Origin of the sequence: Hoeflea prorocentri (assembly GCF_027944115.1) — a bacterium.
Taxonomy (GTDB): domain Bacteria; phylum Pseudomonadota; class Alphaproteobacteria; order Rhizobiales; family Rhizobiaceae; genus Hoeflea_A; species Hoeflea_A prorocentri.
In genome coordinates, this window is record NZ_JAPJZI010000001.1 from 3,718,681 (window position 1) to 3,743,930 (window position 25,250).

The 25,250-nt window shown below is 58.7% G+C and carries 30 protein-coding genes; 15 read left to right on the plus strand and 15 right to left on the minus strand.

The features are described 5' to 3' along the window. Positions 1-31 precede the first annotated feature (31 nt). The 6 genes from OQ273_RS17385 to OQ273_RS17410 all read left to right on the plus strand — a co-directional run bounded on the left by OQ273_RS17385 (position 32) and on the right by OQ273_RS17410 (position 5,624). The gene (locus OQ273_RS17385) at positions 32-715 is read left to right on the plus strand and encodes a response regulator transcription factor (RefSeq protein WP_267991840.1); all 684 of its coding nucleotides are present in this window, start codon (positions 32-34) and stop codon (positions 713-715) included. Further along, positions 712-2,103 carry a sensor histidine kinase gene (locus OQ273_RS17390; protein WP_267991842.1) on the plus strand — a complete coding sequence of 464 codons (1,392 nt, stop codon included), beginning with the start codon at positions 712-714 and terminating at the stop codon, positions 2,101-2,103. The genes OQ273_RS17385 and OQ273_RS17390 overlap by 4 nt, the downstream gene beginning before the upstream one ends. Before the next feature lie 66 nt (positions 2,104-2,169). Further along, a complete protein-coding gene (locus OQ273_RS17395; protein ID WP_267991844.1) occupies positions 2,170-3,288 on the plus strand; it encodes an Acg family FMN-binding oxidoreductase in 1,119 nt (372 codons plus the stop codon). Then, complete coding sequence (locus OQ273_RS17400) at positions 3,281-3,730, plus strand: MarR family winged helix-turn-helix transcriptional regulator (RefSeq protein ID WP_267991846.1); 450 nt, start codon at positions 3,281-3,283, stop codon at positions 3,728-3,730. Before OQ273_RS17395 ends, OQ273_RS17400 begins: the two co-directional genes overlap by 8 nt. Before the next feature lie 312 nt (positions 3,731-4,042). Next, positions 4,043-4,339: a hypothetical protein gene (locus tag OQ273_RS17405; protein ID WP_267991848.1), complete on the plus strand. Its 297-nt coding sequence runs from the start codon at positions 4,043-4,045 to the stop codon at positions 4,337-4,339. A 28-nt stretch (positions 4,340-4,367) separates the two neighbouring features. Further along, positions 4,368-5,624, plus strand: coding sequence for a reverse transcriptase domain-containing protein (locus OQ273_RS17410; protein ID WP_267991849.1), 1,257 nt, complete (start codon positions 4,368-4,370; stop codon positions 5,622-5,624). Positions 5,625-5,633: 9 nt separating this feature from the next. Here OQ273_RS17410 and OQ273_RS17415 read toward each other — a convergent pair whose 3' ends face one another. Then, complete coding sequence (locus OQ273_RS17415; RefSeq protein ID WP_267991851.1) at positions 5,634-6,017, minus strand: hypothetical protein; 384 nt, start codon at positions 6,015-6,017, stop codon at positions 5,634-5,636. A 237-nt stretch (positions 6,018-6,254) separates the two neighbouring features. Here OQ273_RS17415 and OQ273_RS17420 point away from each other — a divergent pair, with 237 nt between their 5' ends. The 3 genes from OQ273_RS17420 (at position 6,255) to OQ273_RS17430 (ending at position 7,967) form a co-directional block, all read left to right on the plus strand. Further along, on the plus strand, positions 6,255-6,773 hold the full coding sequence (locus OQ273_RS17420) for a hypothetical protein (protein ID WP_267991853.1): 519 nt from the start codon (positions 6,255-6,257) through the stop codon (positions 6,771-6,773). Positions 6,774-6,861: 88 nt separating this feature from the next. Continuing rightward, positions 6,862-7,458 carry a hypothetical protein gene (locus tag OQ273_RS17425; RefSeq protein WP_267991855.1) on the plus strand — a complete coding sequence of 199 codons (597 nt, stop codon included), beginning with the start codon at positions 6,862-6,864 and terminating at the stop codon, positions 7,456-7,458. Between the two features lie 116 nt (positions 7,459-7,574). Beyond that, on the plus strand, positions 7,575-7,967 hold the full coding sequence (locus OQ273_RS17430; protein ID WP_267991857.1) for an SRPBCC family protein: 393 nt from the start codon (positions 7,575-7,577) through the stop codon (positions 7,965-7,967). A 77-nt stretch (positions 7,968-8,044) separates the two neighbouring features. Here OQ273_RS17430 and OQ273_RS17435 read toward each other — a convergent pair whose 3' ends face one another. The 4 genes from OQ273_RS17435 to OQ273_RS17450 all read right to left on the minus strand — a co-directional run bounded on the left by OQ273_RS17435 (position 8,045) and on the right by OQ273_RS17450 (position 12,178). Then, complete coding sequence (locus OQ273_RS17435) at positions 8,045-8,452, minus strand: hypothetical protein (RefSeq protein ID WP_267991859.1); 408 nt, start codon at positions 8,450-8,452, stop codon at positions 8,045-8,047. An 88-nt stretch (positions 8,453-8,540) separates the two neighbouring features. Then, on the minus strand, positions 8,541-9,527 hold the full coding sequence (locus tag OQ273_RS17440) for a YHYH protein (RefSeq protein WP_267991861.1): 987 nt from the start codon (positions 9,525-9,527) through the stop codon (positions 8,541-8,543). 43 nt (positions 9,528-9,570) lie between these two features. Beyond that, the gene (locus OQ273_RS17445; protein WP_267991863.1) at positions 9,571-10,809 is read right to left on the minus strand and encodes an adenylate/guanylate cyclase domain-containing protein; all 1,239 of its coding nucleotides are present in this window, start codon (positions 10,807-10,809) and stop codon (positions 9,571-9,573) included. Between the two features lie 532 nt (positions 10,810-11,341). Continuing rightward, positions 11,342-12,178 (minus strand): helix-turn-helix domain-containing protein, encoded by an 837-nt coding sequence (locus OQ273_RS17450; RefSeq protein WP_267991865.1) that lies wholly within the window; start codon positions 12,176-12,178, stop codon positions 11,342-11,344. A gap of 87 nt (positions 12,179-12,265) precedes the next feature. Here OQ273_RS17450 and OQ273_RS17455 point away from each other — a divergent pair, with 87 nt between their 5' ends. Beyond that, entirely contained in the window at positions 12,266-13,339 is a 1,074-nt protein-coding gene (locus tag OQ273_RS17455; RefSeq protein ID WP_267991867.1) for an alpha/beta hydrolase, read from the plus strand. Here the strand turns inward: OQ273_RS17455 and OQ273_RS17460 are convergent. Both OQ273_RS17460 and OQ273_RS17465 read right to left on the minus strand, forming a co-directional pair. After that, a complete protein-coding gene (locus OQ273_RS17460) occupies positions 13,328-13,837 on the minus strand; it encodes a helix-turn-helix transcriptional regulator (protein WP_267991869.1) in 510 nt (169 codons plus the stop codon). The genes OQ273_RS17455 and OQ273_RS17460 overlap by 12 nt on opposite strands. A gap of 90 nt (positions 13,838-13,927) precedes the next feature. Beyond that, positions 13,928-14,206 (minus strand): PepSY domain-containing protein, encoded by a 279-nt coding sequence (locus OQ273_RS17465; protein WP_267991871.1) that lies wholly within the window; start codon positions 14,204-14,206, stop codon positions 13,928-13,930. A 272-nt stretch (positions 14,207-14,478) separates the two neighbouring features. Between OQ273_RS17465 and OQ273_RS17470 the strand changes: the two genes are divergently transcribed. Both OQ273_RS17470 and OQ273_RS17475 read left to right on the plus strand, forming a co-directional pair. Beyond that, entirely contained in the window at positions 14,479-15,825 is a 1,347-nt protein-coding gene (locus tag OQ273_RS17470) for a dihydrolipoyl dehydrogenase family protein (RefSeq protein WP_267991873.1), read from the plus strand. Between the two features lie 97 nt (positions 15,826-15,922). Further along, the gene (locus OQ273_RS17475; protein ID WP_267991875.1) at positions 15,923-16,186 is read left to right on the plus strand and encodes a hypothetical protein; all 264 of its coding nucleotides are present in this window, start codon (positions 15,923-15,925) and stop codon (positions 16,184-16,186) included. 5 nt (positions 16,187-16,191) lie between these two features. Here the strand turns inward: OQ273_RS17475 and OQ273_RS17480 are convergent, their stop codons facing one another. Further along, positions 16,192-16,779 carry a LysR family transcriptional regulator gene (locus OQ273_RS17480; protein WP_271292119.1) on the minus strand — a complete coding sequence of 196 codons (588 nt, stop codon included), beginning with the start codon at positions 16,777-16,779 and terminating at the stop codon, positions 16,192-16,194. Positions 16,780-16,930: 151 nt separating this feature from the next. Here OQ273_RS17480 and OQ273_RS17485 point away from each other — a divergent pair, with 151 nt between their 5' ends. Together OQ273_RS17485 and OQ273_RS17490 are read left to right on the plus strand one after the other, a co-directional pair. Next, positions 16,931-17,314 (plus strand): RidA family protein, encoded by a 384-nt coding sequence (locus OQ273_RS17485; protein ID WP_267991877.1) that lies wholly within the window; start codon positions 16,931-16,933, stop codon positions 17,312-17,314. After that, the gene (locus OQ273_RS17490; protein WP_267991879.1) at positions 17,311-17,808 is read left to right on the plus strand and encodes an L-2-amino-thiazoline-4-carboxylic acid hydrolase; all 498 of its coding nucleotides are present in this window, start codon (positions 17,311-17,313) and stop codon (positions 17,806-17,808) included. Before OQ273_RS17485 ends, OQ273_RS17490 begins: the two co-directional genes overlap by 4 nt. Here OQ273_RS17490 and OQ273_RS17495 read toward each other — a convergent pair. Next, positions 17,792-18,283, minus strand: a complete 492-nt coding sequence (locus OQ273_RS17495; RefSeq protein ID WP_267991881.1) for a winged helix-turn-helix transcriptional regulator — start codon at positions 18,281-18,283, stop codon at positions 17,792-17,794. The genes OQ273_RS17490 and OQ273_RS17495 overlap by 17 nt on opposite strands. An 86-nt stretch (positions 18,284-18,369) precedes the next feature. On the opposite strand from OQ273_RS17495, the gene OQ273_RS17500 reads away from it, so the two are divergent. Next, positions 18,370-18,741, plus strand: a complete 372-nt coding sequence (locus OQ273_RS17500) for a VOC family protein (RefSeq protein ID WP_267991883.1) — start codon at positions 18,370-18,372, stop codon at positions 18,739-18,741. 45 nt (positions 18,742-18,786) lie between these two features. Here the strand turns inward: OQ273_RS17500 and phoB are convergent, their stop codons facing one another. From phoB to OQ273_RS17530, 6 genes are all read right to left on the minus strand, one after another. Then, on the minus strand, positions 18,787-19,470 hold the full coding sequence (gene phoB / locus OQ273_RS17505; protein ID WP_267993132.1) for a phosphate regulon transcriptional regulator PhoB: 684 nt from the start codon (positions 19,468-19,470) through the stop codon (positions 18,787-18,789). Between the two features lie 44 nt (positions 19,471-19,514). Further along, on the minus strand, positions 19,515-20,252 hold the full coding sequence (phoU, locus tag OQ273_RS17510; protein ID WP_267991884.1) for a phosphate signaling complex protein PhoU: 738 nt from the start codon (positions 20,250-20,252) through the stop codon (positions 19,515-19,517). Between the two features lie 22 nt (positions 20,253-20,274). Further along, positions 20,275-21,093 (minus strand): phosphate ABC transporter ATP-binding protein PstB, encoded by an 819-nt coding sequence (gene pstB / locus OQ273_RS17515; RefSeq protein WP_267991885.1) that lies wholly within the window; start codon positions 21,091-21,093, stop codon positions 20,275-20,277. An 87-nt stretch (positions 21,094-21,180) separates the two neighbouring features. Beyond that, entirely contained in the window at positions 21,181-22,494 is a 1,314-nt protein-coding gene (pstA, locus tag OQ273_RS17520) for a phosphate ABC transporter permease PstA (protein ID WP_267991886.1), read from the minus strand. Next, positions 22,491-23,975: a phosphate ABC transporter permease subunit PstC gene (gene pstC / locus OQ273_RS17525; protein WP_267991887.1), complete on the minus strand. Its 1,485-nt coding sequence runs from the start codon at positions 23,973-23,975 to the stop codon at positions 22,491-22,493. Before pstC ends, pstA begins: the two co-directional genes overlap by 4 nt. A 96-nt stretch (positions 23,976-24,071) precedes the next feature. After that, positions 24,072-25,106, minus strand: coding sequence for a PstS family phosphate ABC transporter substrate-binding protein (locus OQ273_RS17530; protein WP_267991889.1), 1,035 nt, complete (start codon positions 25,104-25,106; stop codon positions 24,072-24,074). Positions 25,107-25,250 lie beyond the last annotated feature (144 nt).

Sequence of the window (25,250 nt, forward strand, 5' to 3'; positions counted from 1 at the left end):
ATGACTATCTAACCTCTCTCGCGGAGGATGCATGCGCATACTGATCGTGGAGGATAACCGCAAGCTGGCGGAAGGGCTCAAGACGCTGCTTTCGGGCAGCGGCTATGCCGTGGACTGGGTGGCGGACGGCGACTCGGCCCTCTCGGCCGCACGGGCGCTCGGCTACGATCTCATCGTGCTCGATCTCAGCCTGCCGGAGATGGACGGGCTGCAGGTGCTGCGCGAGATGCGCGGCGACCGGATCGCCGTTCCGGTGCTGATCCTGACAGCCCGCGACGGGCTGGAAGACCGGATCAAGGGTCTCGATCTCGGCGCGGACGATTATCTCACCAAACCCTTTGAATGGGGCGAGCTCGATGCGCGCATCCGCGCCCTCATCCGCCGCTCCGCCGCCGTGCGCACATCGCTGATCGAGGCCGGCGCGCTGACCTTCGATCTCAAAAGCGGTCACGTCACCGCCGACGGCGCAGTGCTGGAAATCCCGGCGCGGGAGACGGGTGTGCTGAGGGCCCTGCTGCTTGCCAACGGGCGCACGCTCAGCAAGGGGCAGCTCATCGAGTCGCTCAGCAGTTTCGACGAGGACATCAGCGAGAACGCCGTGGAGCAGTATGTCAGCCGCCTGCGTAAGCGCCTGACGCGCTATGGCGTCTCGATCAAATCGGCACGCGGCCTTGGCTATTATCTGCAGACACCGGATGCGAAAGAGGCGCCATGACGGCGGTGCGCTCTTCCTATTCGCTGCGCTCGCGGCTTTTGCTGTGGCTGCTTTTGCCGCTGCTCGCCATCGGCCTTTTGGCGCTTTTCGATTCCTACCGCTCGGCGCGAGAGATCGCCGACGAGATCTCCGACCGGGTGCTCGCCGGCTCCGCCCTTGCGATTGCCGAGCGCATCTTCGTCAATGATGACGGATCGCTGGAAGTCGACATTCCCTATGTGGCATTGGAAATGCTGACCTCGTCCGCTGAGGACCGGGTCTTCTACCGCATCGAGGGGGCTGAGGCGGAATTCATCACCGGCTATCGCCAACTTGCCGTTCCGGACGAGACGGACCGGACGGAACGGGACACGCTCTTTGCCAATGCGCGCTTCCGGGGCGAGCCGATCCGCATCGCCGTTTTGCCGGGCGCGGCCTCGTCCGACACGGTGTCGCTGACCTACCGGGTGATCATTGCCGAGACGACCAATGCGCGGGCCAAGATGGCGCGCGATATCTTGCTGCGCTCGGCGGTGCGGCAGGCGGTGCTGATCGCCACCGCCGTGCTCATCGTGTGGATCGCCGTCACGCTTTCGCTGCGGCCGCTCTACCGGTTGCAGGAGGCGGTGGGGCGGCGCAGCCCGGATGATCTCAGACCCATCGAGCACCGGGTTCCGGGCGAAGTCAGCGGGCTGGTGCTGACCATCAACGATCTGGTGCGCCGCTTCGGCTCGTCCATCTCGGCGCTGCGCAATTTCACCGCCAATGCCAGCCACCAGCTCCGCACCCCGCTCACCGTGATGCGCACGCAGCTTGAGATCGCCAACCGCGCCGCGACGCCGGACGAACGCCAGGCGGCGCTGAAGGAAACCGACGAAGCCATCGGCGAGGCCGAGCGGGTGCTCTCGCAGCTTCTTGTCCTCGCCCGGCTCGATTCCACCGATCAGGGCGATGTCGCCGGGCGGCGCTGCGATCTGGCGGATGTCAGCCGGCAGGTCTGCCAGGATCTCATCGCCGGCAACCTCTCCCCCGATATCGACCTCGGCTATGAGGGGCCGGAGCATCTTGCCGCCCGGGGCGATGCCGTGTTGATGCGCGAGATGCTGCGCAACATTATCGAAAACAGCCTGCGCCATGGCGGGCGGCCGATCGAAATCACGGTTCGGCTGCGCGCTGAGGACGGGCGGGCGGTTCTGGAAATCGAGGATGACGGCAGCGGCATCGCGCCGTCGGAGCGCCAGTCCGTGCTGCAACGCTTCGAGCGCGGCGGCGACACCGCCTCGGAAGGCAGCGGGCTTGGCCTTGCCATTGCCCATGAGATCGCCGCGCTCTTCGGCGGCACGCTCGATCTGGCAACGCCCGAGAGCGGCAAGGGCCTGCTGGTGCGCATCGGCTTCGCCGCCGCCTGAACCTTCAAAAATCACGCCATCTTGCATTTAGTTCGATATCGCACTATATAGTACGAAATCGAACTAATGAGGGATATTATGACCATCAGCCGACGCAAAATGCTCACCATCATCGGCGGCGGAACCATTCTTGCCGCCACCGGCGTCTCGACGCTCTTTGCCACGACGCGCCGCCCGGGCAAGGCGCTTGCCCCGTGGGAGGCCGCCGGCGGCGAGAGCGAACCGCGCCGGCGGGCGCTCTCCTTTGCCATCCTCGCGCCCAACCCGCATAACCGCCAGCCCTGGCTGGTCGATCTCAGCGAGGCGGATACGGTGACGCTTTACCGCGACACGGAGCGCGAGCTGCCCCATACGGACCCGTATCAGCGCCAGCTCACCATCGGCCTTGGCTGTTTCCTCGAACTGATGGCGATCGCCGCCTCGCAGACCGGTCATGCGGTCGAGTTGGATCTTTACCCGCAAGGCGAGGACGGGCCGGTCGCCATCTGCCGGTTCCGCGAGGGTGCAACGCCCGACCCGCTCTTTGCCCATGTGATGGACCGGCGCTCCTGCAAGGAGCCTTATAGCGCCGAGCCGGTGCCGGCGGCGATGATCGAGCAGCTTTCGCCGCTCGCCGATATCCGCACTGAGCCGGACGATGTCGCCAAAATCCGCGATCTCACCTGGCAGGCGTGGCTCACCGAGATGCAGACGGAGCGCACGCTGATGGAAAGCGTCGAGCTGATGCGTTTCGGCAAGGCGGAGATCAACGCCAATCCGGACGGGATCGATCTCGGCGGCCCGTTCCTCGAAGCGCTGATGCTCGCTGGCATGCTTTCGCGCGAGGCGCAGGCCGACCCGGCCTCCACCGGCTTCAAGGAGGGCGTGCGCCTCTATGAGGAGATGCTCTTTGCAACGCCCGCCTATGCCGTCCAGACGACGCCGGGCAACAGCCGCGCCGACCAGATCGAAGCCGGACGGCGCTGGCTGCGGCTCAATCTCACCACCACGTCGCTCGGCTTGTCGCTGCATCCGGTCAGCCAGGCGCTGCAGGAGTTTGACGAGATGCGCCCGCATTATGAAAAGGCGCATGCGATGCTCGCCCCGGCTGGCCATACGGTGCAGATGCTTGGTAGGCTCGGATTCGGGCCGCAGGCGAATCCGTCGCCGCGCTGGCCGCTGGAGACGCGCATCATCAATGGATAGCAAGACGCTTTCGCATTACTTCCACCTGTTCAACGAGATCGGCATCATCGCCCAGTTAAGCCGCGCCCTCTTCGAGGCGCGGCTGCCCGAGGGCTTCCTGATCTCGCATTTCTCCGTGCTCAACCACCTCATCCGCGTCGGCGACGGCCCGACGCCGCTGCGCCTCGCCAACGCCTTCCAGGTGCCCAAGACGACGATGACGCACACGCTCTCCGGCCTTGAAAAACACGGCCTCATCGACATGCGCCCCAACCCCGAAGACGGCCGCAGCAAATGCGTCTGGCTGACAGACGCCGGCCGCGACTTCCGCAACAACGCCATCGCCGCGCTGGGGCCGGATATGGCGCAGCTGGCCGAGCGCTACCCGCCGGAGTTTATCGAGGATGTGACGCCGAAGCTGGCGGAGATCAGGACGTTTCTGGATGCGGCGCGGGATGGGTGAGGTTTGAGAGTCAAACATGACCTTTGTAAACCTTGCTGTGTGTTCGGCGCAGCGTTGGAGTTTGCTGCCGGGGAATTGCTCTAAAGTGGCGAAATTAGCTTGTGGACAACAATCATAGGTTATTGAATTGACCTATTTCATTACTATCTGAGTCTCATGGTAGCGCTTCGAGCAGAAGCAGCCTTCACGACGGTTACACGTCACAAGCCATTCGGTTTTGGTTCTGGAAACAGGCGAGCCGTGGATTGTGATACCGCAGGTCGCAATATGCCGATCTGTCTGGTTGATAGTGACTGCTGTAAGGAGTTGACCATGCCTGCAGATAGTAAAATTGCACAACAGGCTATGGACAATCGTGACGGGTGGCGGAAGCATCGAGGATTGATTGCCGGAGCCATTTGTTCTTGTTTTGTTCTGCTTGCAGTGCTCGCCGGGCCAAACTACATTAATGGTGCTGTCGAGGAGACTGAGCTGACGCTTCGAGCAGAAGCAGCCTTCACGACGGTTACACGTCACAAGCCATTCGGTTTTGGTTCTGGAAACAGGCGAGCCGTGGATTGTGATACCGCAGGTCGCAATATGCCGATCTGTCTGAGCAAGCTTCGATGAGACATAGGTTTTCTGATATTGTGCTCCTATGTCCAAAGAAGAAGTTCGATATCCGAAACCAGTAAAGATACTGTCCCCGAGCAATCTTAGAATCGCTTGGCGCCAGTCTCGTGATTGCACAAAAAAGAGTGCTGCGCCTGGTACCGATCGAATGCGAGCATCAACGTTCGCGACAAATCTGCATGCTAATATTGAGTCTCTTTCCTCGCAGCTAAAGACCGAATACTCGTTTTCTTCACTGCGACCTTTTTTGGTTCCAAAATCTGGCAGGAAACGGGATCGGGTGATTTGTATCCCTACTGTGAAAGACCGGTTGGTCCAACGCGCTATCGCAAATTACCTCCACACTGCTCAAAAACTGCCCATATATAATTCATCGTCATTCGGCTTTCTTCCAAATACTGGTACCAAAGATGCATTGCGTGAAGTGCTAAAACTTCGCCGCAGTCATGATTTCGTTTTCGAGACCGATATCACGTCGTTTTTTGACAGAATCGACCGAAGCTACTTGCGACGACGCATTGAATGTACGTTGGGAAGGCATAGCGCCGTCCCGTTGCTACTAAAAATCGTTAATTCCGAGGTCAAGTATGACCGGAAGTACAACCGAACCTTCTTGGAGAGTTTGGGGATAGAATCCGGAGTGGGAATCCGTCAGGGCATGCCACTATCGCCTACATTGGCGAATCTTGTCTTATCGGAATTCGATGCCGCAATAGAAAAGAAAAATATCAAAATGGTCCGTTATGCAGATGACGTGGTCGTCTTTGCACATAGCAAAGAAGCTGCATTGGAGGCCGGTGAGTTTGTCAAGGAGCGGCTTTTGTCAATTGGACATTCGATTCCAGACCTAGAACAGGGCGGGAAAACACAGCTAGTGACAAAATTCGACCCTCTAGAATTTCTGGGAAGAGAGATAGTTTTTTCCGGACGACAGGGAGATTTCATCCAACGCATTTCAAAGAGTAAAATCGAGAAGATGAAAGAAAAAATTGTCGAGCTATCTGATGTTGATCAAGCGATAGAAGACAATTTGTCCTTTGCTGAATTAGTGCAGAAAATCGCGAGAAAAACGGCTTCCTTCCTGCATTCCTACTCAGATGTGGACAATGCTGCTCATCTGGAGCACGAACTTAGGAGTGCTCGCAACATGGCGCAAACCAAGATGATTGTAGAAGTGTTTGGCGCAAACGCACTCAAGAACATAGCTCAAAAACACAGGAGTTTTATCGGGCTAGTCGGCGAGGATTTGCAGATGGGTGACTTGGAATTCGACTATCTCTGACGGCTTTGGTCAGGCAATCGTAAAGATCGCTAGGAGCACGCCTAGAACGGCTAGGCCAAACGATAACCCTGCCATCCAAGCGGGAAGATAGACAGCGGGATCTGGCGAACTTAGATACCAACCGAGCTTGCCCAACAAACCAACATTCTCAATTCTAAACTTCAAAATGCCGCCTTTCTCCGCCCCTAACTTCTGCCTGATGTCAAAAGGCATGAAAATAGAACCTTCGTTCTCATGCCCCAAGACGAGCGTTTTGACCGACAACCTGTTTTCAATATTGGTTATTTTGGCGATACCGTATCGCGGAATGCCACTTCGATGCTTGTGGTTTAGGCGAACCAACAAACGGCCGGCATCACTTGAGGGAAGTTTTTCAATTGGTAACTCGTTCATAATGCGCTCACAGCTGCTTCTGCGCGCGGTACACTCAGTCCCAGGTATCCGTCTCGGGCGAGCAAATTTTATCGCGCATGTTATCAAGGAACTGACCTGATTAAGGGACAGGAAAATCAATAGCCGTATCATAAAGGGTATCGGGTAAACCGTCACCGTGAAGTCCATACATCCAAGTGGAAGCTGAACGATGCTAAACTTTCCCAACCTTAAACTGGCGTGATTCGGAGATGAAGAATGTTTGACGTGGCCAGCCTACCGACTGTGATAAATAGCGTGAAAACCGCAGTTGAAACCCTTGCCAGTTTGAAGTCACTTAAGGGTGATCCGGATGCAAAAGCCGCTCTAGACGAGGTCGAACGCGCATTGTTGGAGGCTCGCGCAATGGCGAATGAGGCGCAATTGCGCGAGTGGGAGCTTATGCAGAAACTCAAAGCATTGCAGGCGGAGTTTGATGAGAGCAAAGCATGGCGGAATACGCTAGAAAAGTATGAGGAAGTGTCATACGGCGAAGGAAAATCAGCCTATCGACTCAAGACGGATTACAATTCGTGCGAAGGTGACTGCTACGCTTGTCCAAAGTGCATTGGCGAGAAAAAGATTTCGCACCTTCAATTTCAAAACCGCACTTATGAGGCTTTAGATTTTTACAAATGCTATGATTGTGGTGGCGAGTTTTTCTACGGCACGTCAAACGGCGATAGCGGAATACAAACCGTCAGTGCGGGTCGCGGTTGGAGTGTCTTCGACGTCTGAAAAATCTAACTTATATAAACCGCACTTGCTTCAGAGCATGCCGTCTCAATAGTCGGCAATCGCGTTTCAATCTACCCATGAGACCTTTATGGACAGCAAGTTCTCAGAAGCAATCGGGTTGCGCGAAACCTGGCCAACTGAACCGCAGTTGGAAGAAGCAATGTCCATGGCTGGCTGCTATAAATGGGCGGCTGCCTTTTTTGATGCAGCGGAGACACTTTTGCTCGCCTCGGAGATGGTGGTGGGGAGTTCCTTCTATCAAGGGCCTGTTATTCAAAACGTGGGACTAGCAACTGAGCTGTCGCTAAAGGCCTTACTACGGGGAGCTGGAAAAACAAACGAAGAGCTAAAACGGGCTGGGCACAACTGCTACCGACTCTATTGCGAGTCGCGTATTTGCTTCGATGAAAGCAGGTTCCTTAGTCAGCATCTCGCAAATACATCGCACATTCCAATATCGGATGAGATCCGTGAACGAGTAGCGAAGAACAATCCTACTTGGGACGCCGAGCATATTGATCTACGTTGGCGTAACTACTTTGATCATTTGCGGCTTCTTGATTTGACATACGACAGACCATTTAGGAGCCGGTACGTAGAACCCGGCGATGTTATATTGCCTGATGCTGAAGTAATAATGATTGGCACGAAGTTGTTTCTAGCTGCAATGAAAGAACGTTTGTAAGCGGGCTGCCCCATCCATTACCGTCCGACCGCCTCCCCAAGCCCAAACCCTCCTGACAGAAAGTTGTCAGGGGGTGTGTGTTAGATGATCGGTCAAAATGCCAGGGGATAGACGACATGATACGCGCTGAACGGAGTCTTGAGATCGATGCCGCGCCGGAGGTGATCTGGGGGGTGCTGGGTCAATTCATGGAGATCGATGCGATTGCGCCGGGGGTGACATCGGTGGATGCGCTGACGCAAGGCGAGGACGGGATGGGCTCGATGCGGCGCTGCACGTTTACAAATGGCGGCTCGACGGTCGAAGAGGCGCAGGCGGAGATCGCGCTGACGCCGCTTGGCGAAAGCCGCACGCGGGTCACATGGTCGATGGATTTTCGTGTCAAGTTCGGGCCGCTCGGCTGGCTGATGGGCCAGATGGTGATGAAGCCGATGATGGGCAAGGTGCTGGACGGCAATCTGCAAGGGCTTGCCGACAAGGTCCGGGCGGAGCATGCGCAAGCAGCATGAATGAACGGCATACCGGGCACCCCGCATAGCGGGTTCCAACCACGGCGCTCAGTCCCACATTCTGTCAGCCCGAAAACTTAATCGTCCGAGATGCGATGGTAGATGAGGCTGCGGCCGTCGTCGCTGGCTCCGTAGCGGATGACGCCGGTCTCGTCGTCGCGGACGAAATACCTGTTTTCCAGGCTGACGGGTTCCGCGCCCTGACAGAAAACCCGGGCGTTTTCGCGCAGGAGTGTGCCTTCTTCGACCAGACGTCCTGTCGCGACGATCCATCCGACACCGGTTTCGCAAAGCGAGATGACTGACGGAACGATGCGGATCTCGAATTCGCCGGGCGCGGTGGTCGAAATCGACAGGTAGTCGACAGAGCCATCAAGGGCGTCGAGACCCTTGTACAGGCCGACCCACTCATTCTCCCCGGCAGTTGAAGGCACGGCCGAGACGGCCAGAAAGACAAGTGCAGCCCCGAAAATCCGATTGATCATCGCCTGACATGTCCTTTTGTTTTGCCGCCAAAGGCAGTCTATGAAGGTTGGGCAGGCCAGACAAGGCGGCGCCAGCGCCGGTCCTGTCCTAGCGGGGCTTGAAGAAAGACCGGTCGGGCTGCCCGCGCAGGCAGGCGACAATCCACGGATAGGCGTCGGTCACGTAATAGCGGTAGGAGCCGCCCACGGTCATGCCGTTGCATTCGTCGAGATCGCCGGCATTGGTGAACTCGTAATCGTCCCGGTAAAGGCCGTCATAGGCGCCGCCCGGATTGCCGTCGCCGGAGGGGCGCATACCCTCTTTCAGCGTATAGCCTGATTTGACCTTCCGGACCGTTCCCGTCTCGTCCTTGAAATAGGAGCCGTAAATCGGGAAGCCGTCGGCGGCGAAGCCGATAAGGGGCGAGCCGTCCGGCCCCGGATCGTCGTCAAACAGCGCGCGCGGGTTGCCGTGATAATGATAGCGCCCGTCCGGCTGGGTGTGGGCGTGATGATTGTCCTCGGCGAAGCCTGCGAGCGGCGACATCGGATCGAGCAGCCAGGGATCGTCGGCGCGGCAGCCGGCGAGCACATTGCCTTGCGGGTTGGCCTGCGGGCTTGTCGGCCGGTAGCAGCCTGCCGACTGGATATCCACGACCGCGCCGTTGAGCATGACCGCATCGAAGCTGCCGTGATCGATCTCATTGATCTGTTCGGAGGCCTGCGGATTGCGGGCGATCTTGAATGTGTGGTCGATGGCGGCAACCGGCGATGGGAAATTGCGCCGCGAGCCGCCGCCGACATTGTGGTTCGGGATGCCGTTCGACCGGATCGTGCAACCGTCCTCATCGGCGGTGATGATCACGGCGCCGCCGAGCGGTCTTTCCTGCTGCAGGTCGGTGATCTCGGAGACGGAGGTGCTGACATGGTCGGCGCAGTCTGGCGATGTGTTGGTCAAAATCACATCGGTGATATCGACGCTGGCGGGATTGCTGTCGGCGGCCTGCTCTGTTTCATCGGCGTCGTGCGCGAAGCCGGGCGCGGCCAACAGGAGGCCTGCCAGAAATCCAAATCCAACGACGGCGCGGCTGGTCATCCTGCTTCTCCCAATTATCATTTCGATACGCGACGATACGGGTTCATCCCGCCGCGTCAATCAAAGGAGCACGTTCGCCGGTCAGGAAATAGGTGGCCATCTCACCCTTGCCCTTGATCTCAATCGTGCCGCGCGGCTCCAGCACGAACCGGTCGCGCAGAAGCTTCGCCGTGTCGGCACTGACCTGAATGCGCCCGGCCTGCCCATGGCTTTCCATGCGCGCGGCGATGTTGACCGTATCGCCCCACAGATCATAGGCGAATTTCTTCTGGCCGATGACGCCGGCGACAACCGGGCCCGAATGAATGCCGATGCGGATATTCAGATCCTTGCCCGTTTCCCGCGACACCTCGTCCGCGGTGATCAGCATGTCGAGGGCGAGCCTTGCTATCGCATCGGCATGGTCCTCCCTTTCGACGGGCAAGCCGGCGACCACCATATAGGCGTCACCAATGGTCTTGATCTTTTCAAGGCCGCGCGCGTCGACCAGATCGTCGAAGCGGCAGAAAATGCTGTTGAGCATCGTCACCAGCGCTTCCGGCGAGGAGCGGCCGGCAAGCTCGGAAAAGCCGACAATATCGGCGAAGAGGATCGTCGCGTTGCCGTGGCTGTCGGCAATGACCCTGGTTTCACGTTTCAGCCGCTCGGCGACGGAAGGCGGCATGATGTTGTGCAAGAGCGCCTCGGACTTCCGGTATTCCGCCGCAAGCGCCGCTTCCGCCCGGTCCACGGCGTGGCGGTAGGTGAGCACCACCATCAAAAGCAAGCCGGCGGTGGCCGTGCCGTTGACGACGGCGAAAATCAGGTTCCATGCGGGCGGCAGAGGGGCGATGGGCGGCAGCGTCAATCCGATCACCAGCGCGGCGACGAAGACCGCTGCGTTGACACCCATGAGCACCCACTGCATGCGCCGGCTCACCCATTCGCTCAAGGGGCAATAGAGCATGCCGACAAGCGCAAAGAGGAAGAAACCAGGCTTTAAGCCCACATAGAGGGTGATGAGGATGACGCCGACAATGTTCTGACCGTTCACCAGATGAAAGCCCGTGCCAGCCCGCCCGCTGACCAGGCAGAAAAAACAGACAAATGTGAGGAGCGATCCGAGGGCCGCGAAAGCAGCAAGGACGTTCTGGCCGAGCTGCAGGAAAATGAAGGCCGTAACGCCTTGGACGACGATCCAGGCGCTGTAGCCGATTTTCGCGGCGAAAAAAATGCGGGCCTCGCCGGTGGGCAAACCCTCCGGCACATGGGCATACCAGGCAAGGACCCGATCGAGAACCATCAAAACCGCTCTCCCATCAGCCGATAGCACCAGAAGGCTTCATTGTCAGGTTTTCTAAAAACCGCACTAACACAAATCCGTCTCCTTCAGATAATACGAGTGATGTGATGTCCGACAACTTGCAAAAGCGAAACAGAAAGACGGGTTTCGCTCTATCACTTGTTGCGATCTGGCCAGTTACACTTCTTATATGTGGCTCGCTAGTCGCGTTTGTACTTGTCCTGCTTGCGGTGGAGGCTCCACTGAACGAGCAGCAAGCGATTGATCGGAGCGTTGAGAAGATAAAGTCTGACTACAGGCAAAATTGCGATTTCGATGTCAAGGTTAAGGTTGCTGACACACACAAAATGGAAGGCAATTCCTACGATATCTTGCATAGAGTAGAATCGGATGATTACGGGCCCTACTCAATAAGGGCATTTGTTTATCCAGATGTTTACTTCCTCTTTTTCAGAACAAGAAACGTCGATTTGCTCGGCGGAATCCACGATTGCAATAAGAACCAGAAGTAACCCGCGTTGGTCATCGCTCGTCAAAACCGCTCACCCATCAGCCGGTAGCACCAGAAGGCCTCTTCCGTTTCGATCAGGCGATTGAGGCGGGCGGGGGAAAAGCCGGTGGCGCGCTTGAGGGCGCGGCCCATATGGGACTGGTCGGCGAAATCGGCGTCTAGGGCCATTTCGGCGAGCGGCGCGGCAGGGGCCTGAACGCTGAGGCGGTGGAGGTCTTCGATCCTCGCGTAGAAATCGAGCGATTGGCGCGATTGCCCGGTCCAGCGGCGCACATGCCGTTCGAGCGTGCGGGCGCTCTTTGCCGGTGCGGCAAGGGCGATGCGGGTGAGGACATGGCGGGACCAGTCGGCAAGGCGGTGGGAGCCCGGCCAGTCGGCGAGATGTCCGGTCTTGCGGGCGCTCGCCCATATCGGGGCAAGTTTTTGGCAGAACGTGTCCCACCGGCTTTCGATGTCATCCGCATCGCTCAAAAGCGCCAGCAGGTCTTTCAGTCCGTCCGGCAAGGCCTTACTCCCCGGCGCGCCGCCAAGGCTTACCCAGGCATCGGGATAAAAGCCGATGGTAAGCGCCGCCACCGGGCCGGGGCTCCAGCTCAAGATGGGCGTCGCCTGCGGCGGGGTGACGGAGACGGCAGGCATGGGCGGCGTGGCGCGCAAGGTCTCCAGATCGCAGATACCTTCGGCCATATGCAGCGTGCCGGAGAGCACACAGGTCACCGCCGGCAGAGGCGAAGCCGGGAAATAGTTCATCCGGTCTTGCTCGCTCAGCTCCGCCCCGCGCGTGTCGCGCAAAATGGCGGCGGCCATGCAGCTTGCAAGGTACGGCGGCGGCAGGTGAAGGCTGGATTTCGGTTGCATGATCGGGCTCTGTCTGTCGCGATCATTCTATAGGACGGGACGCGCCTGTGCGAAACCCTGACCAACGAAACCAACAGGATGACCTCGATGGCACAGGTGAAATTTTCCGGCCCCCTCCCCTTGAGCCTCGCAAGCTTCATGACCCTCAACCGGATCGCGATTGGCGTCATGGCCCGCCATCTGATCGGCCGCAGAATAGCGCCCGACTGGGACTGGCAGACGGAAATCGGCATCCGTTTCTGGCGGCACCAGTTCACGAAGGCGATGAACCACAAGGATATCGGACAAGGCCGGGCGATCTATGACAGCCTGCAGACCGAGACGGACGACATTTATCCGGTCCAGACAAGGGATTGCGATAGGCCGAAGGGACGCTGGTTTTATCCCGACGGGATCACGAGCGATGCCGTCCTGCTTTACCTTCATGGCGGCGGTTACACGTTCAACGGGCCGAACAGCGATCGCTTCGCGGCGATGCTTGCCCATCATGCCGGGGCGCGTCTGTTCATGCCGCTCTACCGGCTGACGCCGGACCATCCCCACCCGGCGCAGGCTGAAGACGCGCTGGCGGCCTGGCGGTTTGTCGGCAAGCACGCGCCCGCCGAAAAGACGGTGGTGATCGGCGACAGCGCCGGCGGCCATATGGCGTTGACGCTGCTGCAAAGTCTCAAACAGGAACGTCTCGCGCAGCCGGCGCTTTGCATCGCGCTTTGCCCGTGGACCGATATCGGCGCGCGTGGCCGGAGCCTGACAGACAACAACCGGTACGATCTCGTCCAGGGCTGGATGGCGCTGCGCTTCGGCGAATGGCTGGACCCTGAAGGCCGTTATGGCCGTGAGGCCCTTTCGCCGATCAGCCATGACTACGCCGGGCTCGCGCCGATCTACATGCAGGCGGGCGGGCGCGAAATGCTGCGCGACATGATCATCGACTTCGCCGAGGTTCAGGCCGGGAACGGCGCGGATATCATGCTCGATATCTGGGATGACATGCCGCATGATTTCCAGGCCTATGGCAGCACCAAGGCTTCATCGGCCAAGGCGCTGGCGCGCATTCGCGACGCGGTTCATGGTCATGTCGACGGCGGCAAGCTGCTTGCAACGCTGCCCGAGATCACCCGCACGGCACATGGGTGTTTTGATCGCGGTTCAGGCCTTTGACGTGGCAGAGGCAATCAGTGCATCGTCCATCAGGTCTTCGACGAAATGCGACAGAAGCTGCAACCGGCCGGTGACACCGGCTTTGCGGTAAACGGACGCGTTCTGCGCCTTGATCGTCCCCTCCTTGGTCTCGCGCAGCCGGGCGATTTCGGAGATCGAATAGCCTTTGATACCGAGAAGCGCGACGGATTGCTCCGCCTCGGTCAAACCCCAGGCGTCGAATTCCCTTTGCAGCATGTCGGCAAATGCGCCGGAGGCGACGTCGATCTGGCGGCGCATCCGCTCCTCGCGGCGGAAAAGCTGGCGCAGTTCCCAGCCGGTGAACGCCGTGCCGAGGACAAGGCAGATCGTAACGCCCGTCTCCAGCACATCGCTTTCATTGCCGGGTGATTCCGGTACGCCGAGGACATCCAGAAGTATGTCACCGGCAAAGAAGAATGTGCACACGACCTGAAGCGTAAACAGGCTCCATAGGAACATGGGGCGGGAATTGTGCATCGAGTTTCCTTCAATCGGGGCGTTCGCGGGCACCGATAATATCGGGGGCGGACGCCCGCGAACAGTGGCGATCAATCAGTCATCGCCACTTTAGTCATCGTCCTCATCGTCGTCTTCGGCCTCGATCTCCAGAACGGCGCCGGTGGCGCGCGACAGCTCAATCTCCATCTCGGCGCCCTTGTAAAACGCTTCCACCTCGATCTCGTCATCTTCGAACACGATCTTCTCAACGGTGTATCCGGCGCTTTCCAGCCTGGCGCGGATCTCCGTCTCGGAGGTGCCGATGACATCGCCTTGCGCGACTGCTGCGTAGGCAGTGGCGCCCGTAAGGGCGAGCGCGGATGCGAGGAGAAGTGTTGCGGTTTTCATCAAATCGGTCCTTTCGGTTTCAGGAGCTGCACCAGGGCGGTGCAATGCCCGGAAACTGAGGGGCCGGCGGCACAAAAACCATGCGCCTTCGGATTAAACCGGGCGCTATTGGACCAAGGATTATGGCCGGGTTAGGCAAGGATTATGCGGCGCGAAGGCCTATCCTGCGCCGGCCTGGACGATAACTCAGACGTGATCCCGTTCGCCTTGTGACCAGGATTTCCACACATATCTACCTATCAATAGATAGTTTTGCGCGAGAGAGAAAGACAATGAACAGTAAATTCGACATCGTCATCATAGGCGGCGGAAATGCCGGGTTCGGCGTTTCCGCAGTGGTGAGTGAAGCGGGAAAGTCCATAGCCTTTATTGAAGAACGGGACTTCGGCGGCACATGCCCGAACCGCGGCTGCACGCCGAAAAAAGTGCTCGTCGCCGCCGCCCATTCGCTGCACGAGATCGAGTTGGCTCATACACATGGCATTGATGTCGGTAAACCAAAGCTGAACTGGGAAAAGCTGATCGACCGCAAGGACGATATGATCGGCTTTATTCCGGATGCGATGAAGGGTGTTGCGGAAAAGCGGGGAAGCGTCTTTCGGGGCCACGCCAGATTTACCGGGCCGAATACCGTAGAGGTTGACGGCACATTGATCGAAGGCGAAAACATCGTGATCGCAACGGGCTCGAAACCGCGACCGCTCAATATTCCCGGCGCCGGATTGATGATCACGTCCGACGAGGTGCTTTCGGAAAAACAGCAACCGGACGAGGTGGTCTTTGTCGGCGGCGGCGTCATCGCCATGGAGTTCAGCCATGTCTATGCAAGGGCCGGTACAAAAGTGACCATCCTTGAAGCCATGCCGCAATTGCTGCCGCGCATGGATGAAGACGCGGTTGCCGCCATCCGGGCGGAAACCGAGCGCCTCGGCGTGACCATCAAGACTGATGTCAACGTCAGGGAAATCAGCACCTCCGGCGGACGGCTGAAAGTTGCCTACTCACATGACGGCGGTGACCATCAGGTCATTGCCGACCGTGTGGTGAATGGCGCTGGGCGCGTTGCTAATGTCGACACGCTCAACCTTGACGCTGCCAATATCAGCCATGACGGCGTCCGCATCGAGGTCGATGAGCATCTGCGTTCGGTTTCAAATCCGTCCGTCTGGGTCGCCGGCGATGCGCTGGTCAACTCGGCGCAGCTCTCGCCGCTGGCGACCTATGAAGGCCGGCTTGTCGCCCACAATATCATTCACGGTCCGGAAAAGACGCCGGACTATGAAGCCACGCCAAGCGCGGTCTACACCGTTCCGGCGTTGAGCACGGTTGGTCTGACGGAGAAACAGGCCACTGAAATGGGGCTGGATGTCGCCGTCACGACCAACGACATGACCGGATGGTTTTCCGGCAAGAGCTATAGCGAGACCGTCGCGTGGTCGAAGGTCCTGGTGGACAGGAAAACCGACCGTGTCGTTAGCGCTCATCTGGTTGGCCATCACGGGGAAGACCTTATTCACCTGTTCTCGCTGGCCATGAAACATGCAATCCCGGCGTCCGATCTGAAGGACACGCCAATGGCCTTCCCGACCTTTGCCTCGGACGTAAAAAACCTGTTCTGACAAATGCCTTGCAATCGACCGGTCAGGAATAGCAATTTTATCCCAAATCGCTATCCTGCCGGCGATTGCAGAGCAGGAACGGCTAAAGGCAGAAGACATGTCCCGGACGGAACTCCTTACATCGCTCGATTTTCTGAAGCAGGGCGGCTTCAAGCCCGGCCCGCAAATGGATCAGGCGCATCAAATCTGTCAGAGCCATGAAGGCTCGCCTCTTTATGACTGGATCCATGCCCTGGTTCACCGGATCGAGGGCGACGATGCCAATGCCGCCTACTGGTATCGCCGGGCCGGCCAGACACGGCATGCCGGGTCGGTCGAGGAAGAATGGCAGGTAATCCGAACGGCGGTTGAAGCGAGCTAGACGGTCTAGGGCGCCACCTGCCGGGTCAGGTCGTCAATAATCGCCTGTGACTGCGCGCAATTGGCAAGGCCCGGCTTGCAGACAAAATGCAGTTCGCCAGGACCGGACGAAGCCGGAATAACAACCAGCGTCAGATCTCCATAGGGGCCGCCGCGCGCTCTGATGAGGCAATCAACCGCGTTCGTGCGCACCAGTTCGATGTCGCTGGTTTCGATACAATCGCGCACATGGCGGCGAAGGTCTTCGCTGTGTTGCGGCCAATTTCCCGGCAGCATCGTTCTGACCTTCGGACATATGCCAACGGAAAACTTCCTGCTGTTGATGCGCGGGGCGATGGCTTCGGTGGCTTCCGTCAAATCATCAAACGCCTTGGAGATCGCAGGCAGATAGGCCTCGCCCTCTTCAGTCAAAAGCAGGCCATGCGGCAAGCGTCGAAACAGCGCCACGCCGAGGGACGCCTCCAGCTTCTTGACCTGCTGGCTTATAGCGCCGGCGGTGACGCCGAGTTCGCTTGCTGCGGTCGTAAAGCTCAAATGTCTGGCGGCCGCTTCGAAGGCGCGCAGCGTGTTGAGTGATGGAAGCCTGTAAGTCATCAAATTTCTCCTCACTTCAAAGTGACACAAAGAACGGCATTTGAAGACTCAGCATTTCTATGCCTCCACCGGAGGTTTTCTGCGTTGAGATTACCGTCCCCACCAGTAGCTTCGTTTGCGCACAATGAATTCCGTCAACGAGGACCCATCCATGAAAATGGAACACATCACATCCGCAAAAGCTCACGATCTGAAAAGCCGATATGCCCAGTGTGTCGCCGTTTCCGGTCATTCACGAACCATCTATGTGAGCGGGCAAATCCCGGTGCGGCCCGACGGAACGGTGCCGGAGACCTTCAAGGAGCAGGCCGAGCAGGCCTGGGCGAATGTCGAGGCACAGCTCAAGGCGGCCGGCCTCGGATTGGAAAACATCGTCCGCCACACGACCTATCTGTCGGACCGCAAATACAGGGCCGAAAACAGCCTCGTGCGCAAAGCGGTGCTCGGCGGGCATGAGCCGGCCTTGACGGTGATCATTGCCGGGATTTTTGACGAAGCCTGGCTGCTGGAAATCGAAGCGGTGGCCGCCGGATGAGTAAGAGTTGCACCAACGCGCTTCATGCCAGCGCGGTGAAAGATCGTGGCAGGATTTACCTCGCCGTATTTCGCGAACTGTCGCACCGTTGCGGCGAGGCAGAGGCCATCAGCGTTTTGCAAAGCGCCAGCCGGGCGCACGGGCTGGAGGTCGGGGCGTCGCTGGCGCATCTCGCGCCTCGGGATTTTAGGGGCATGCTCAACACGTATTTTCTCGGCCCCGACAGCGCGACCTATTCGCCTCAGGTCAATGAAATCAGCGACACATGCCTTGATGTCCAGTTCATGACCTGCCCGCTCAAGGACGGGTGGCTGGAGATGGGGTGCAGCGATGAAGAGGTGTGTACGCTCCTGAAATGCGCGACGGCATTTGACGATGCTGTCTGGGAAGCGGCGGGGTTCGACTATGAGCTTGAATCCTGGGCACCCGGCAAGCCCGGCTGCTGCCGCACGCGATTGAGGGAAAGGCCCGCACAGGTCACAGAAGACCGCTGATCGCGTTGCTGATTGCAATGCCCTCATTCGCGGCCTGATAGATCGGCCGCGGCGGGTGCGATGCGATGTCGATCTCGCGGTGCAGCCAATGCCGCGCCTCCAGTTTTTGAAGCGATTGGGAAAGCGCCCGGTCGGTTATGGGGGACAGGTCGCTCTTGATGTCGACGAAACGGCGGGGCCGACCGCTGACGGCAAGGACGGGAAGCGTCCATGTACGGCGAAGCAGGGACTGTCCGGATTCATCCGGCAAAGCCCCGGCGATCATATCTGCCATCTTCGCAAACCTCATTCCTTCCTCGGTCAACCTGAATTCCGGTCTCAGCGGGTGGCCATGTCCGGGATTGCGCTCCAGAATCCCGAGTTCAACTAGATGCGCCAGGCTGCTTGCAAAGGCTGTGCGGCTTGCACCGGACGCCACAAGAAGCGGCGCCTGACGCCCCGGCACACCGTCATGCATCGCTTTGAGGATGCTCAAAGACCATGACCGGGATGTAATATTGACAAGTCGACCAATGTCCATAAAGTATAGTATATATAATTTTAGTTGAACTGGAAACTGCAATGGCTGTCGTAAAACTGAATAACGAAATCACCTTTGCGCTGTCGGTCCGCGACCGGCATGCGAGCGCGAAATGGTATGAGGACATGCTTGGATTTGAGCTGGTACATCACATCGACGAGGCCGGGTGGAGCGAAGTCAAGACAATGACGGAAGGCGTTACGCTGGGATTGGGCGAGCAGACGGAACCGGTTCCCGGAAATGCCGTTCCGGTCTTCGGCATCGACGACATCACAACAGCGCGCAATGCGCTGGAGGCTGCTGGCGTCAAATTCGACGGACCAACCGATACGGTCGAAGGCATGGTCAGCACCGCGACCTTCTACGACCCAGACGGCAATGCCTTCATGTTGGCACAGGACCTGACGCGGTAGCGGACCGGAATCGGCCGTCGCCAAGAGGTCGGTGACAGGTCCTGCTCACGTTTCCAGTGAATAGCCCGCACCGCGGACCGTGCGAATAACGTCGCGCATATTGGCAAGGTTGAGGGCCTTGCGCAGGCGACCGACATGGACGTCGACGGTGCGTTCATCCACATAGATATCGTGGCCCCAGACGCCGTCGAGAAGCTGCGAGCGGGAGAAGACACGCGTCGGCGAGGTCATGAAGAACTCCAGCAGGCGGAATTCGGTCGGACCGAGCTTGATCTCGCGGCCGCGTCGGTAGACGCGATGGGTCTCGCGGTCGAGTTCGATATCGCCGGCCTTCAAAACCGTCGAGATCGTCTCCGGCTTGACCCGGCGTAAAAGGGCGCGCACGCGGGCCATGAGTTCGGGCGTTGAGAACGGCTTGACGACATAATCGTCCGCGCCGGTGGCAAGGCCCCTCACCCGTTCGCTTTCCTCGCCGCGCGCGGTCAGGAGAATGATCGGCAGGCGCTCGGTTTCCGGCCGGACACGTAAACGACGACACAGTTCGATACCTGAGAGGCCGGGCAGCATCCAGTCAAGGATCAGAAGATCGGGAACCCGCTCCTGCAGTTTGATCTCCGCCTCGTCACCGCGCAGGACGGTATCGACCTCGTAGCCTTCGGCTTCCAGATTGTAACGCAGCAGGACGCTCAGCGCCTCTTCGTCTTCAACGACGGTGATTTGCGGTGCAATGCCCATGTCTTGTCTCCGGCGGCAGGGCCTGATGGCCCGCCAGCCTACTCTTCCTCGGCGCCCACAGACGTGGTTTCATCGTCCTTGGGCCGCTCGTTCGACAGTTGCGAGCCGGTGCTGATGTAGTAGACCGTCTCGGCAATATTGGTGGCGTGGTCGCCGATCCGCTCGATGTTCTTTGCGCAAAACAGGAGATGCGTACAGGCGGTTATGTTGCGCGGATCTTCCATCATATAGGTGAGCAGCTCACGGAAAAGGGACGTATATATTGCGTCGATCTCGTCGTCGCGCTGACGAATGGAACTGGCGAGTTCCGGCGAGCGGGACGAATAGGCGTCGAGCACTTCTTTCAGCTGCGTTAGAGCCAGCTCGGCAAGGTGATCGAGGCCGCGCACCAGCTTCTTCGGCTGCGCCATGCCATGGACGGCGAGCACACGTTTGGCGATGTTCTTTGCCATGTCGCCGACCCGTTCCAGATCGGCGGCAATGCGGATCGACCCTATAATGTCGCGCAGATCCGCCGCCATGGGCTGACGCTTGGCGATGATCAAAACCGCTTTCTCGCCGATCTGTCGCTCGGCATCGTCAAGAACCAGATCGTCGGAAATGACCTTTTGCGAGAGCGCGGCATCGCCATTGACGAGCGCGGCGACGGATTCCTCAAGCATACGCTCGGCAATCCCGCCCATCTCTGCGATGCGGCGCACGAGAAACTGCAGATCCTCGTCATAGGCCGAGACCGTGTGAGCGGCGAGCTGATTACTGGAATTGTTTTCGTTCATGATCGTTCCTGTCCGCTCAAGATCAGCCGAAGCGGCCGGTGATGTAGTCCTGGGTACGCTGATCGTCGGGGTTGGTGAACATCTTGTCCGTGTCGCCGACCTCGACCAGCTTGCCCAGATGGAACATGGCGGTGCGCTGCGAGACGCGCGCGGCCTGCTGCATGGAGTGGGTCACAATGACAATTGTGTAGTTCTGGCGTATCTCGTCGATCAGCTCCTCGACCTTGGCCGTGGCGATCGGATCGAGCGCCGAACAGGGCTCGTCCATCAATATCACTTCCGGGTTGACGGCAATGGCGCGGGCGATGCAGAGACGCTGCTGCTGACCGCCGGAAAGGCCGGTTCCCGGTTCGTTGAGCCTGTCCTTGACCTCGTCGAATAGGCCGGCTCTTTGCAGGCTGGTTTCGACAATCTCGTCAAACCCTGCCTTGCTGTTGGCCATGCCGTGAATACGCGGGCCGTAAGCGATATTCTCATAAATCGATTTCGGAAACGGGTTGGGTTTTTGAAAGACCATGCCGACGCTGGCACGCAGCTCCACCACATCAACGGCCGGATGATAGATATCCGCGCCATCCAATGTGATGCTTCCCTTGACCTCGCAGCCGTCAATCGTGTCGTTCATCCGGTTCAGACAGCGCAGGAAGGTGGACTTGCCGCAGCCAGACGGACCGATGAGGGCCGTGACCTGATTTTTCCTGACATCGAGGTCCACATCAAAGAGCGCCTGGGAACCGCTGTAAAAGACGCTCACCATGCGGCCCTGCATCTTTATGGGCGGCTGCGGTTCGGTTTTTGCACCAACCGCCTCTTCTACTGCTGCTTCCGACATCATATTCATCCTTCAAAACCCCACTGTATCGGCTTTTTGCCCGTCAGGGGCGGCACATGCAACTGCGCCACGCCAACAAATCGTCAGATGACACTCCTACCAGCGGCGCTCGAACCGCCTGCGCAGTATAATGGCCGTGATGTTCATCACGGCGAGGAACAGGAGCAGAATGATGATCGCTCCCGATGTCCTTTCGACAAAGGCCCGCTCGGCCTCATTGGCCCACATGAAGATCTGAACCGGCAATGCCGTGGCCGGATCCATGGGACTGGCTGGATAGCCGACAACAAAGGCAACCATGCCGATAAGCAGCAACGGCGCCGTTTCGCCAAGCGCCTGCGCAAGGCCGATAATCGTACCGGTCAGGATGCCCGGCGCGGCAAGTGGCAGGACATGATGGAAGACTGTCTGCGTCTTGGAGGCGCCGACACCCAGCGCTGCGGAGCGAATGGACGGCGGGACCGCCTTGAGTGCCGCCCGTGTCGCAATGATGATGGTCGGCAGCGTCATCAGCGTCAGGACCAGTCCACCGACCAGCGAAGCGGAGCGCGGCAGGCCGGCAAAATTGATGAACACGGCAAGGCCGAGCAGGCCGAAGACGATTGACGGCACGGCCGCCAGATTGTTGATGTTTACCTCGATGAGGTCCGACCAGCGGTTCTTGGGCGCAAATTCTTCAAGATAGATTGATGCGGCAACCCCGATCGGCAAAGCCAGCACCAACACAATCAGCATCATATAAAGCGATCCGATGATCGCAACGCCGACACCTGCCGTCTCCGGACGGCTTGATGCGCCATTGACGAAGAGGCCAGTATTGAAGCGCTCTTTCATGGCGCCGTCTTGGACCAGCGTGTTCATCCAGCCGACCTGCCGGTCGTTCACCTTGCGGCGTTTTTCATCGACGCTGAGGTCAATCTGTCCCTTGAGAGCGGAATCGACATCGCCGGAAGCCAGCACCCAGACGGGAACCGTTCTGCCGATAATCGTCGGATCCGCCAGAACCATGTCGCGCAACTGGCTGCGTACACCGGCAGACACCATCTTGCCGGCGTCGCGTACAGCCGACTTGTCATCGGGATCAACACCCAACTCCTTGACGATGGCATCACGTGCCAAACGCGGATAATTTGCCGTCAGCAGCTTGTTCATGTCCCTTTCGCCGTCGGGTTCAATAACACTCTCGCTGAAGGTGATGGGCAGGTTGATCGATGTCTGCACGAAGGCCGTGTAGCCCTTAGAGAAAACCGACCAGAGCAGGATCACCAGGAACGAAAGCCCGAGGCAGATTGCGATGAGCCCATAGGCGCGGAAGCGTCTTTCGGCTGCGTAGCGCCGTTTGATGCCGATGTCGCGCTTGAAGGGAGATGCGCCCGACGCCGGTGCGGCAGCTGAGGTTGCATCCGTCATTCGTACTGCTCCCTGTATTTGCGCACGATGTAAAGCGCGTAGAAATTCAATCCGAGGGTGATGACAAACAGTGTGATACCCAGGGCAAATGCGACAAGCGTCTGCGGCGATGTGAACTCCAGATCGCCGGTCAGCTGGTTGACGATCTTGACCGTTACCGTGGTCATGGGTTCGAACGGATTGATCGACAGGCGCGCCGCAACGCCGGCGGCCAGAACCACGATCATGGTTTCCCCGATTGCACGGGAGGCGGTCAAAAGCAGAGCGCCGACAATGCCGGGGATTGCCGCCGGGAAGATGACGCGCTTGACCGTTTCGGAGCGGGTTGCGCCCAGACCCAGCGATCCGTCGCGCAGGGAACGCGGCACCGCGGTGATGATGTCATCTGACAGCGACGAGACAAACGGGATCAGCATGATACCCATCACCACGCCGGCCGTCAGGACGCTCTGTGCCTGAATGAACGAAACGATGTTGCCGGTTGCGATCCCGTTGATCTGCGCACTGATATCGCGCAGGAACGGACCGACAGTCACCAGGGCAAAGAAACCGTAGACAATGGTCGGGATACCGGCGAGCACTTCCAGCAAGGGCTTGACAGTCGCGCGCATCCTGTTGCTGGCATATTCGGACATATAGACCGCTGCAAAAAGGCCGATCGGGACAGCGACGGCCATTGCGACCAAGGCGATATAGAGCGTGCCGGCAAGCAGCGGAATGAGACCGAACTGACCAGCGGAATCCTCAGCGCCGGCAGCAGCGAAACGTGGATCCCAGACCGTGCCGAAAAAGAATTCAAGGGGCGGAACGCTGCTGAAGAAGCGCCCGGTTTCGGAAACCATCGACCATACGATCCCGACGGTCGTCAATATAGCGATGCTGGAGGCGACGATCAGGGCGCCGAGCACCACACGCTCAACGCGGTTGCGGGCCCGCATCTTCGGACCGATCAGCATCCAGGCATAGATGAAGCCGGCTATGGCAAGAAGCAGGACGATAACAGTGCGGTAGAGCTGGCTGGACGCCGTCATGCCGTTCAGCTTTTCGGCCGCGGCAGGCATGTAATCGTCCACTTCGCCGGCAACAGCCACACCTCTTTCGGCAAGAAGCTCGCGCAAAGTCGCCGCACCATCCTCGAACCTCTTCATGTCATCGGCATCGAGCCGTTTCATGCCGGTCGCGATGGAATTAAGCTTGCTGATCTGCAGCGACTGATCGGCGGAGGACATTTCCTGCACCGATGCCGGAAGCGACGAAAGGACCTGATTGTCGACAATGATCGGGCTGACGACTAGCCACGCCACCAGAACGGCGATGGAGGGCAAGGTCACCCAGATAAGAACGAAGGAACCGTAGTAAGTCGGGCGGGAATGCAATTCCGCAAGATTGCCACTCGCAACACTCGAGGCGCGCAACCGGCCGACGAAATAGCCGACAACGGCGAGGCCTACGATGATCAATACTGTGGTGGCTACGCTCATATGTCCCGCTCCCGGCCATCGGCCGATCGAATAAGCATCCTGTTGACGGGCGCGGCGCTTTGGCCGCGCCCGTCGGATTGTCGTTTACGCGTAACCTTAGAGAAGGTTTCCGTCAGCAAAATTCTTGCGAACGGCTTCACGCTCTTCTTCAGGAGCAGCAACCAGACCGTATTCGGCAAGCGGGCTGTCCGGTCCGACCATCTGGTCGGAGGTGAAGAACTCAACATATTCCTTCAGACCCGGGATCACGCCCAGATGCGCTTTCTTCACATAGAAGAAAAGCGGACGCGATACGGGATATTCACCGGCGGCGATCGACTCGGTGGTCGGCGTGATGCCGTCCATCGTTGCGACCTTCAGCTTGTCGGCATTGTTTTCGTAGAAAGCCAGGCCGAAGACGCCAACGCCTGTTTTGTTGGAGTCGATACGCGCCAGCGTCTCGGTGTAGTCGCCGTCGATGTCGACTGCGCCGCCGTCCTTGCGAACGGCAATGCAGGACTTCCCGGCGGCTTTCTTGTCCATGCCGCTATCGATACGGGCCTGCAGGTCACCGGTCGCTTCGCAGCCGATTTCCAGAACCTTGTCTTCAAACACTTCACGGGTGCCGTGCTTTTCGCCCGGAATATAGGCAGCAATGTCCCAATCCGGGAATTTCGGATCGACGTCCGACCATTTCTTGTTCGGGTTGTCGACGAGCTTGCCGTCTACGACGATCTGGGCGGCAAGGCCCTTGTAGACATCGGCCGGAACGAGAACAAAATCAGGGCCGTTGATATCGGTAGCAAATACAATGCCGTCATAACCGATGCGGATTTCCTGGATTTCCGTCACGCCGGCTTCGGCGCATGCGGCGACTTCACTGTCGCGAATCTGACGCGACGAGTTGGCAATGTCGATCGTGCCCGGACCAACGCCGCGGCAGAATTCCTTGAGGCCGCCCGAGGATCCCCCGGATTCGACAACCGGCGTCTTGAAGTTCGGATAGGTCTCGCCAAAAGACTCGGCAACGATCTTTGCGTAAGGCAACACCGTCGAAGAACCTGCGATCTGAACCTGGTCACGCGCGACTGCGGTGCCGGCGAAAGCTGCCGAGGCCACCAGTGCAGCAGCGGTCAGTTTAAGCGTTTTCATAGGATTTTCCCCAATCGAGAGGCCTACTTGATGCTCCTTGCGGCAAGCAGGCTACAATTTCTACTAACAGGGTGACTCTTAGCAACCTGTCCAACGCGGTTTTATGACAGGCGAGTTACAAGTTTATGACAGTTTAACTATATG

What these genes read in the sequence shown, in the direction of transcription:
- pstC (WP_267991887.1), bottom strand. Translation starts at nt 23,975, where the DNA reads ATGAGCGTAGCCACCACAGTATTGATCATCGTAGGCCTCGCCGTTGTC.
- OQ273_RS17420 (WP_267991853.1), top strand. Translation starts at nt 6,255, where the DNA reads ATGTTTGACGTGGCCAGCCTACCGACTGTGATAAATAGCGTGAAAACC.
- OQ273_RS17450 (WP_267991865.1), bottom strand. Translation starts at nt 12,178, where the DNA reads ATGCAACCGAAATCCAGCCTTCACCTGCCGCCGCCGTACCTTGCAAGC.
- OQ273_RS17475 (WP_267991875.1), top strand. Translation starts at nt 15,923, where the DNA reads ATGTCCCGGACGGAACTCCTTACATCGCTCGATTTTCTGAAGCAGGGC.
- OQ273_RS17400 (WP_267991846.1), top strand. Translation starts at nt 3,281, where the DNA reads ATGGATAGCAAGACGCTTTCGCATTACTTCCACCTGTTCAACGAGATC.
- OQ273_RS17530 (WP_267991889.1), bottom strand. Translation starts at nt 25,106, where the DNA reads ATGAAAACGCTTAAACTGACCGCTGCTGCACTGGTGGCCTCGGCAGCT.
- OQ273_RS17485 (WP_267991877.1), top strand. Translation starts at nt 16,931, where the DNA reads ATGAAAATGGAACACATCACATCCGCAAAAGCTCACGATCTGAAAAGC.
- OQ273_RS17410 (WP_267991849.1), top strand. Translation starts at nt 4,368, where the DNA reads ATGTCCAAAGAAGAAGTTCGATATCCGAAACCAGTAAAGATACTGTCC.
- OQ273_RS17490 (WP_267991879.1), top strand. Translation starts at nt 17,311, where the DNA reads ATGAGTAAGAGTTGCACCAACGCGCTTCATGCCAGCGCGGTGAAAGAT.
- pstA (WP_267991886.1), bottom strand. Translation starts at nt 22,494, where the DNA reads ATGACGGATGCAACCTCAGCTGCCGCACCGGCGTCGGGCGCATCTCCC.
- OQ273_RS17390 (WP_267991842.1), top strand. Translation starts at nt 712, where the DNA reads ATGACGGCGGTGCGCTCTTCCTATTCGCTGCGCTCGCGGCTTTTGCTG.
- OQ273_RS17480 (WP_271292119.1), bottom strand. Translation starts at nt 16,779, where the DNA reads ATGACTTACAGGCTTCCATCACTCAACACGCTGCGCGCCTTCGAAGCG.
- OQ273_RS17415 (WP_267991851.1), bottom strand. Translation starts at nt 6,017, where the DNA reads ATGAACGAGTTACCAATTGAAAAACTTCCCTCAAGTGATGCCGGCCGT.
- OQ273_RS17425 (WP_267991855.1), top strand. Translation starts at nt 6,862, where the DNA reads ATGGACAGCAAGTTCTCAGAAGCAATCGGGTTGCGCGAAACCTGGCCA.
- OQ273_RS17445 (WP_267991863.1), bottom strand. Translation starts at nt 10,809, where the DNA reads ATGGTTCTCGATCGGGTCCTTGCCTGGTATGCCCATGTGCCGGAGGGT.
- OQ273_RS17440 (WP_267991861.1), bottom strand. Translation starts at nt 9,527, where the DNA reads ATGACCAGCCGCGCCGTCGTTGGATTTGGATTTCTGGCAGGCCTCCTG.
- pstB (WP_267991885.1), bottom strand. Translation starts at nt 21,093, where the DNA reads ATGAATATGATGTCGGAAGCAGCAGTAGAAGAGGCGGTTGGTGCAAAA.
- OQ273_RS17430 (WP_267991857.1), top strand. Translation starts at nt 7,575, where the DNA reads ATGATACGCGCTGAACGGAGTCTTGAGATCGATGCCGCGCCGGAGGTG.
- phoU (WP_267991884.1), bottom strand. Translation starts at nt 20,252, where the DNA reads ATGAACGAAAACAATTCCAGTAATCAGCTCGCCGCTCACACGGTCTCG.
- OQ273_RS17385 (WP_267991840.1), top strand. Translation starts at nt 32, where the DNA reads ATGCGCATACTGATCGTGGAGGATAACCGCAAGCTGGCGGAAGGGCTC.
- OQ273_RS17405 (WP_267991848.1), top strand. Translation starts at nt 4,043, where the DNA reads ATGCCTGCAGATAGTAAAATTGCACAACAGGCTATGGACAATCGTGAC.
- OQ273_RS17470 (WP_267991873.1), top strand. Translation starts at nt 14,479, where the DNA reads ATGAACAGTAAATTCGACATCGTCATCATAGGCGGCGGAAATGCCGGG.
- OQ273_RS17435 (WP_267991859.1), bottom strand. Translation starts at nt 8,452, where the DNA reads ATGATCAATCGGATTTTCGGGGCTGCACTTGTCTTTCTGGCCGTCTCG.
- OQ273_RS17460 (WP_267991869.1), bottom strand. Translation starts at nt 13,837, where the DNA reads ATGCACAATTCCCGCCCCATGTTCCTATGGAGCCTGTTTACGCTTCAG.
- OQ273_RS17395 (WP_267991844.1), top strand. Translation starts at nt 2,170, where the DNA reads ATGAGGGATATTATGACCATCAGCCGACGCAAAATGCTCACCATCATC.
- OQ273_RS17465 (WP_267991871.1), bottom strand. Translation starts at nt 14,206, where the DNA reads ATGAAAACCGCAACACTTCTCCTCGCATCCGCGCTCGCCCTTACGGGC.
- OQ273_RS17500 (WP_267991883.1), top strand. Translation starts at nt 18,370, where the DNA reads ATGGCTGTCGTAAAACTGAATAACGAAATCACCTTTGCGCTGTCGGTC.
- OQ273_RS17455 (WP_267991867.1), top strand. Translation starts at nt 12,266, where the DNA reads ATGGCACAGGTGAAATTTTCCGGCCCCCTCCCCTTGAGCCTCGCAAGC.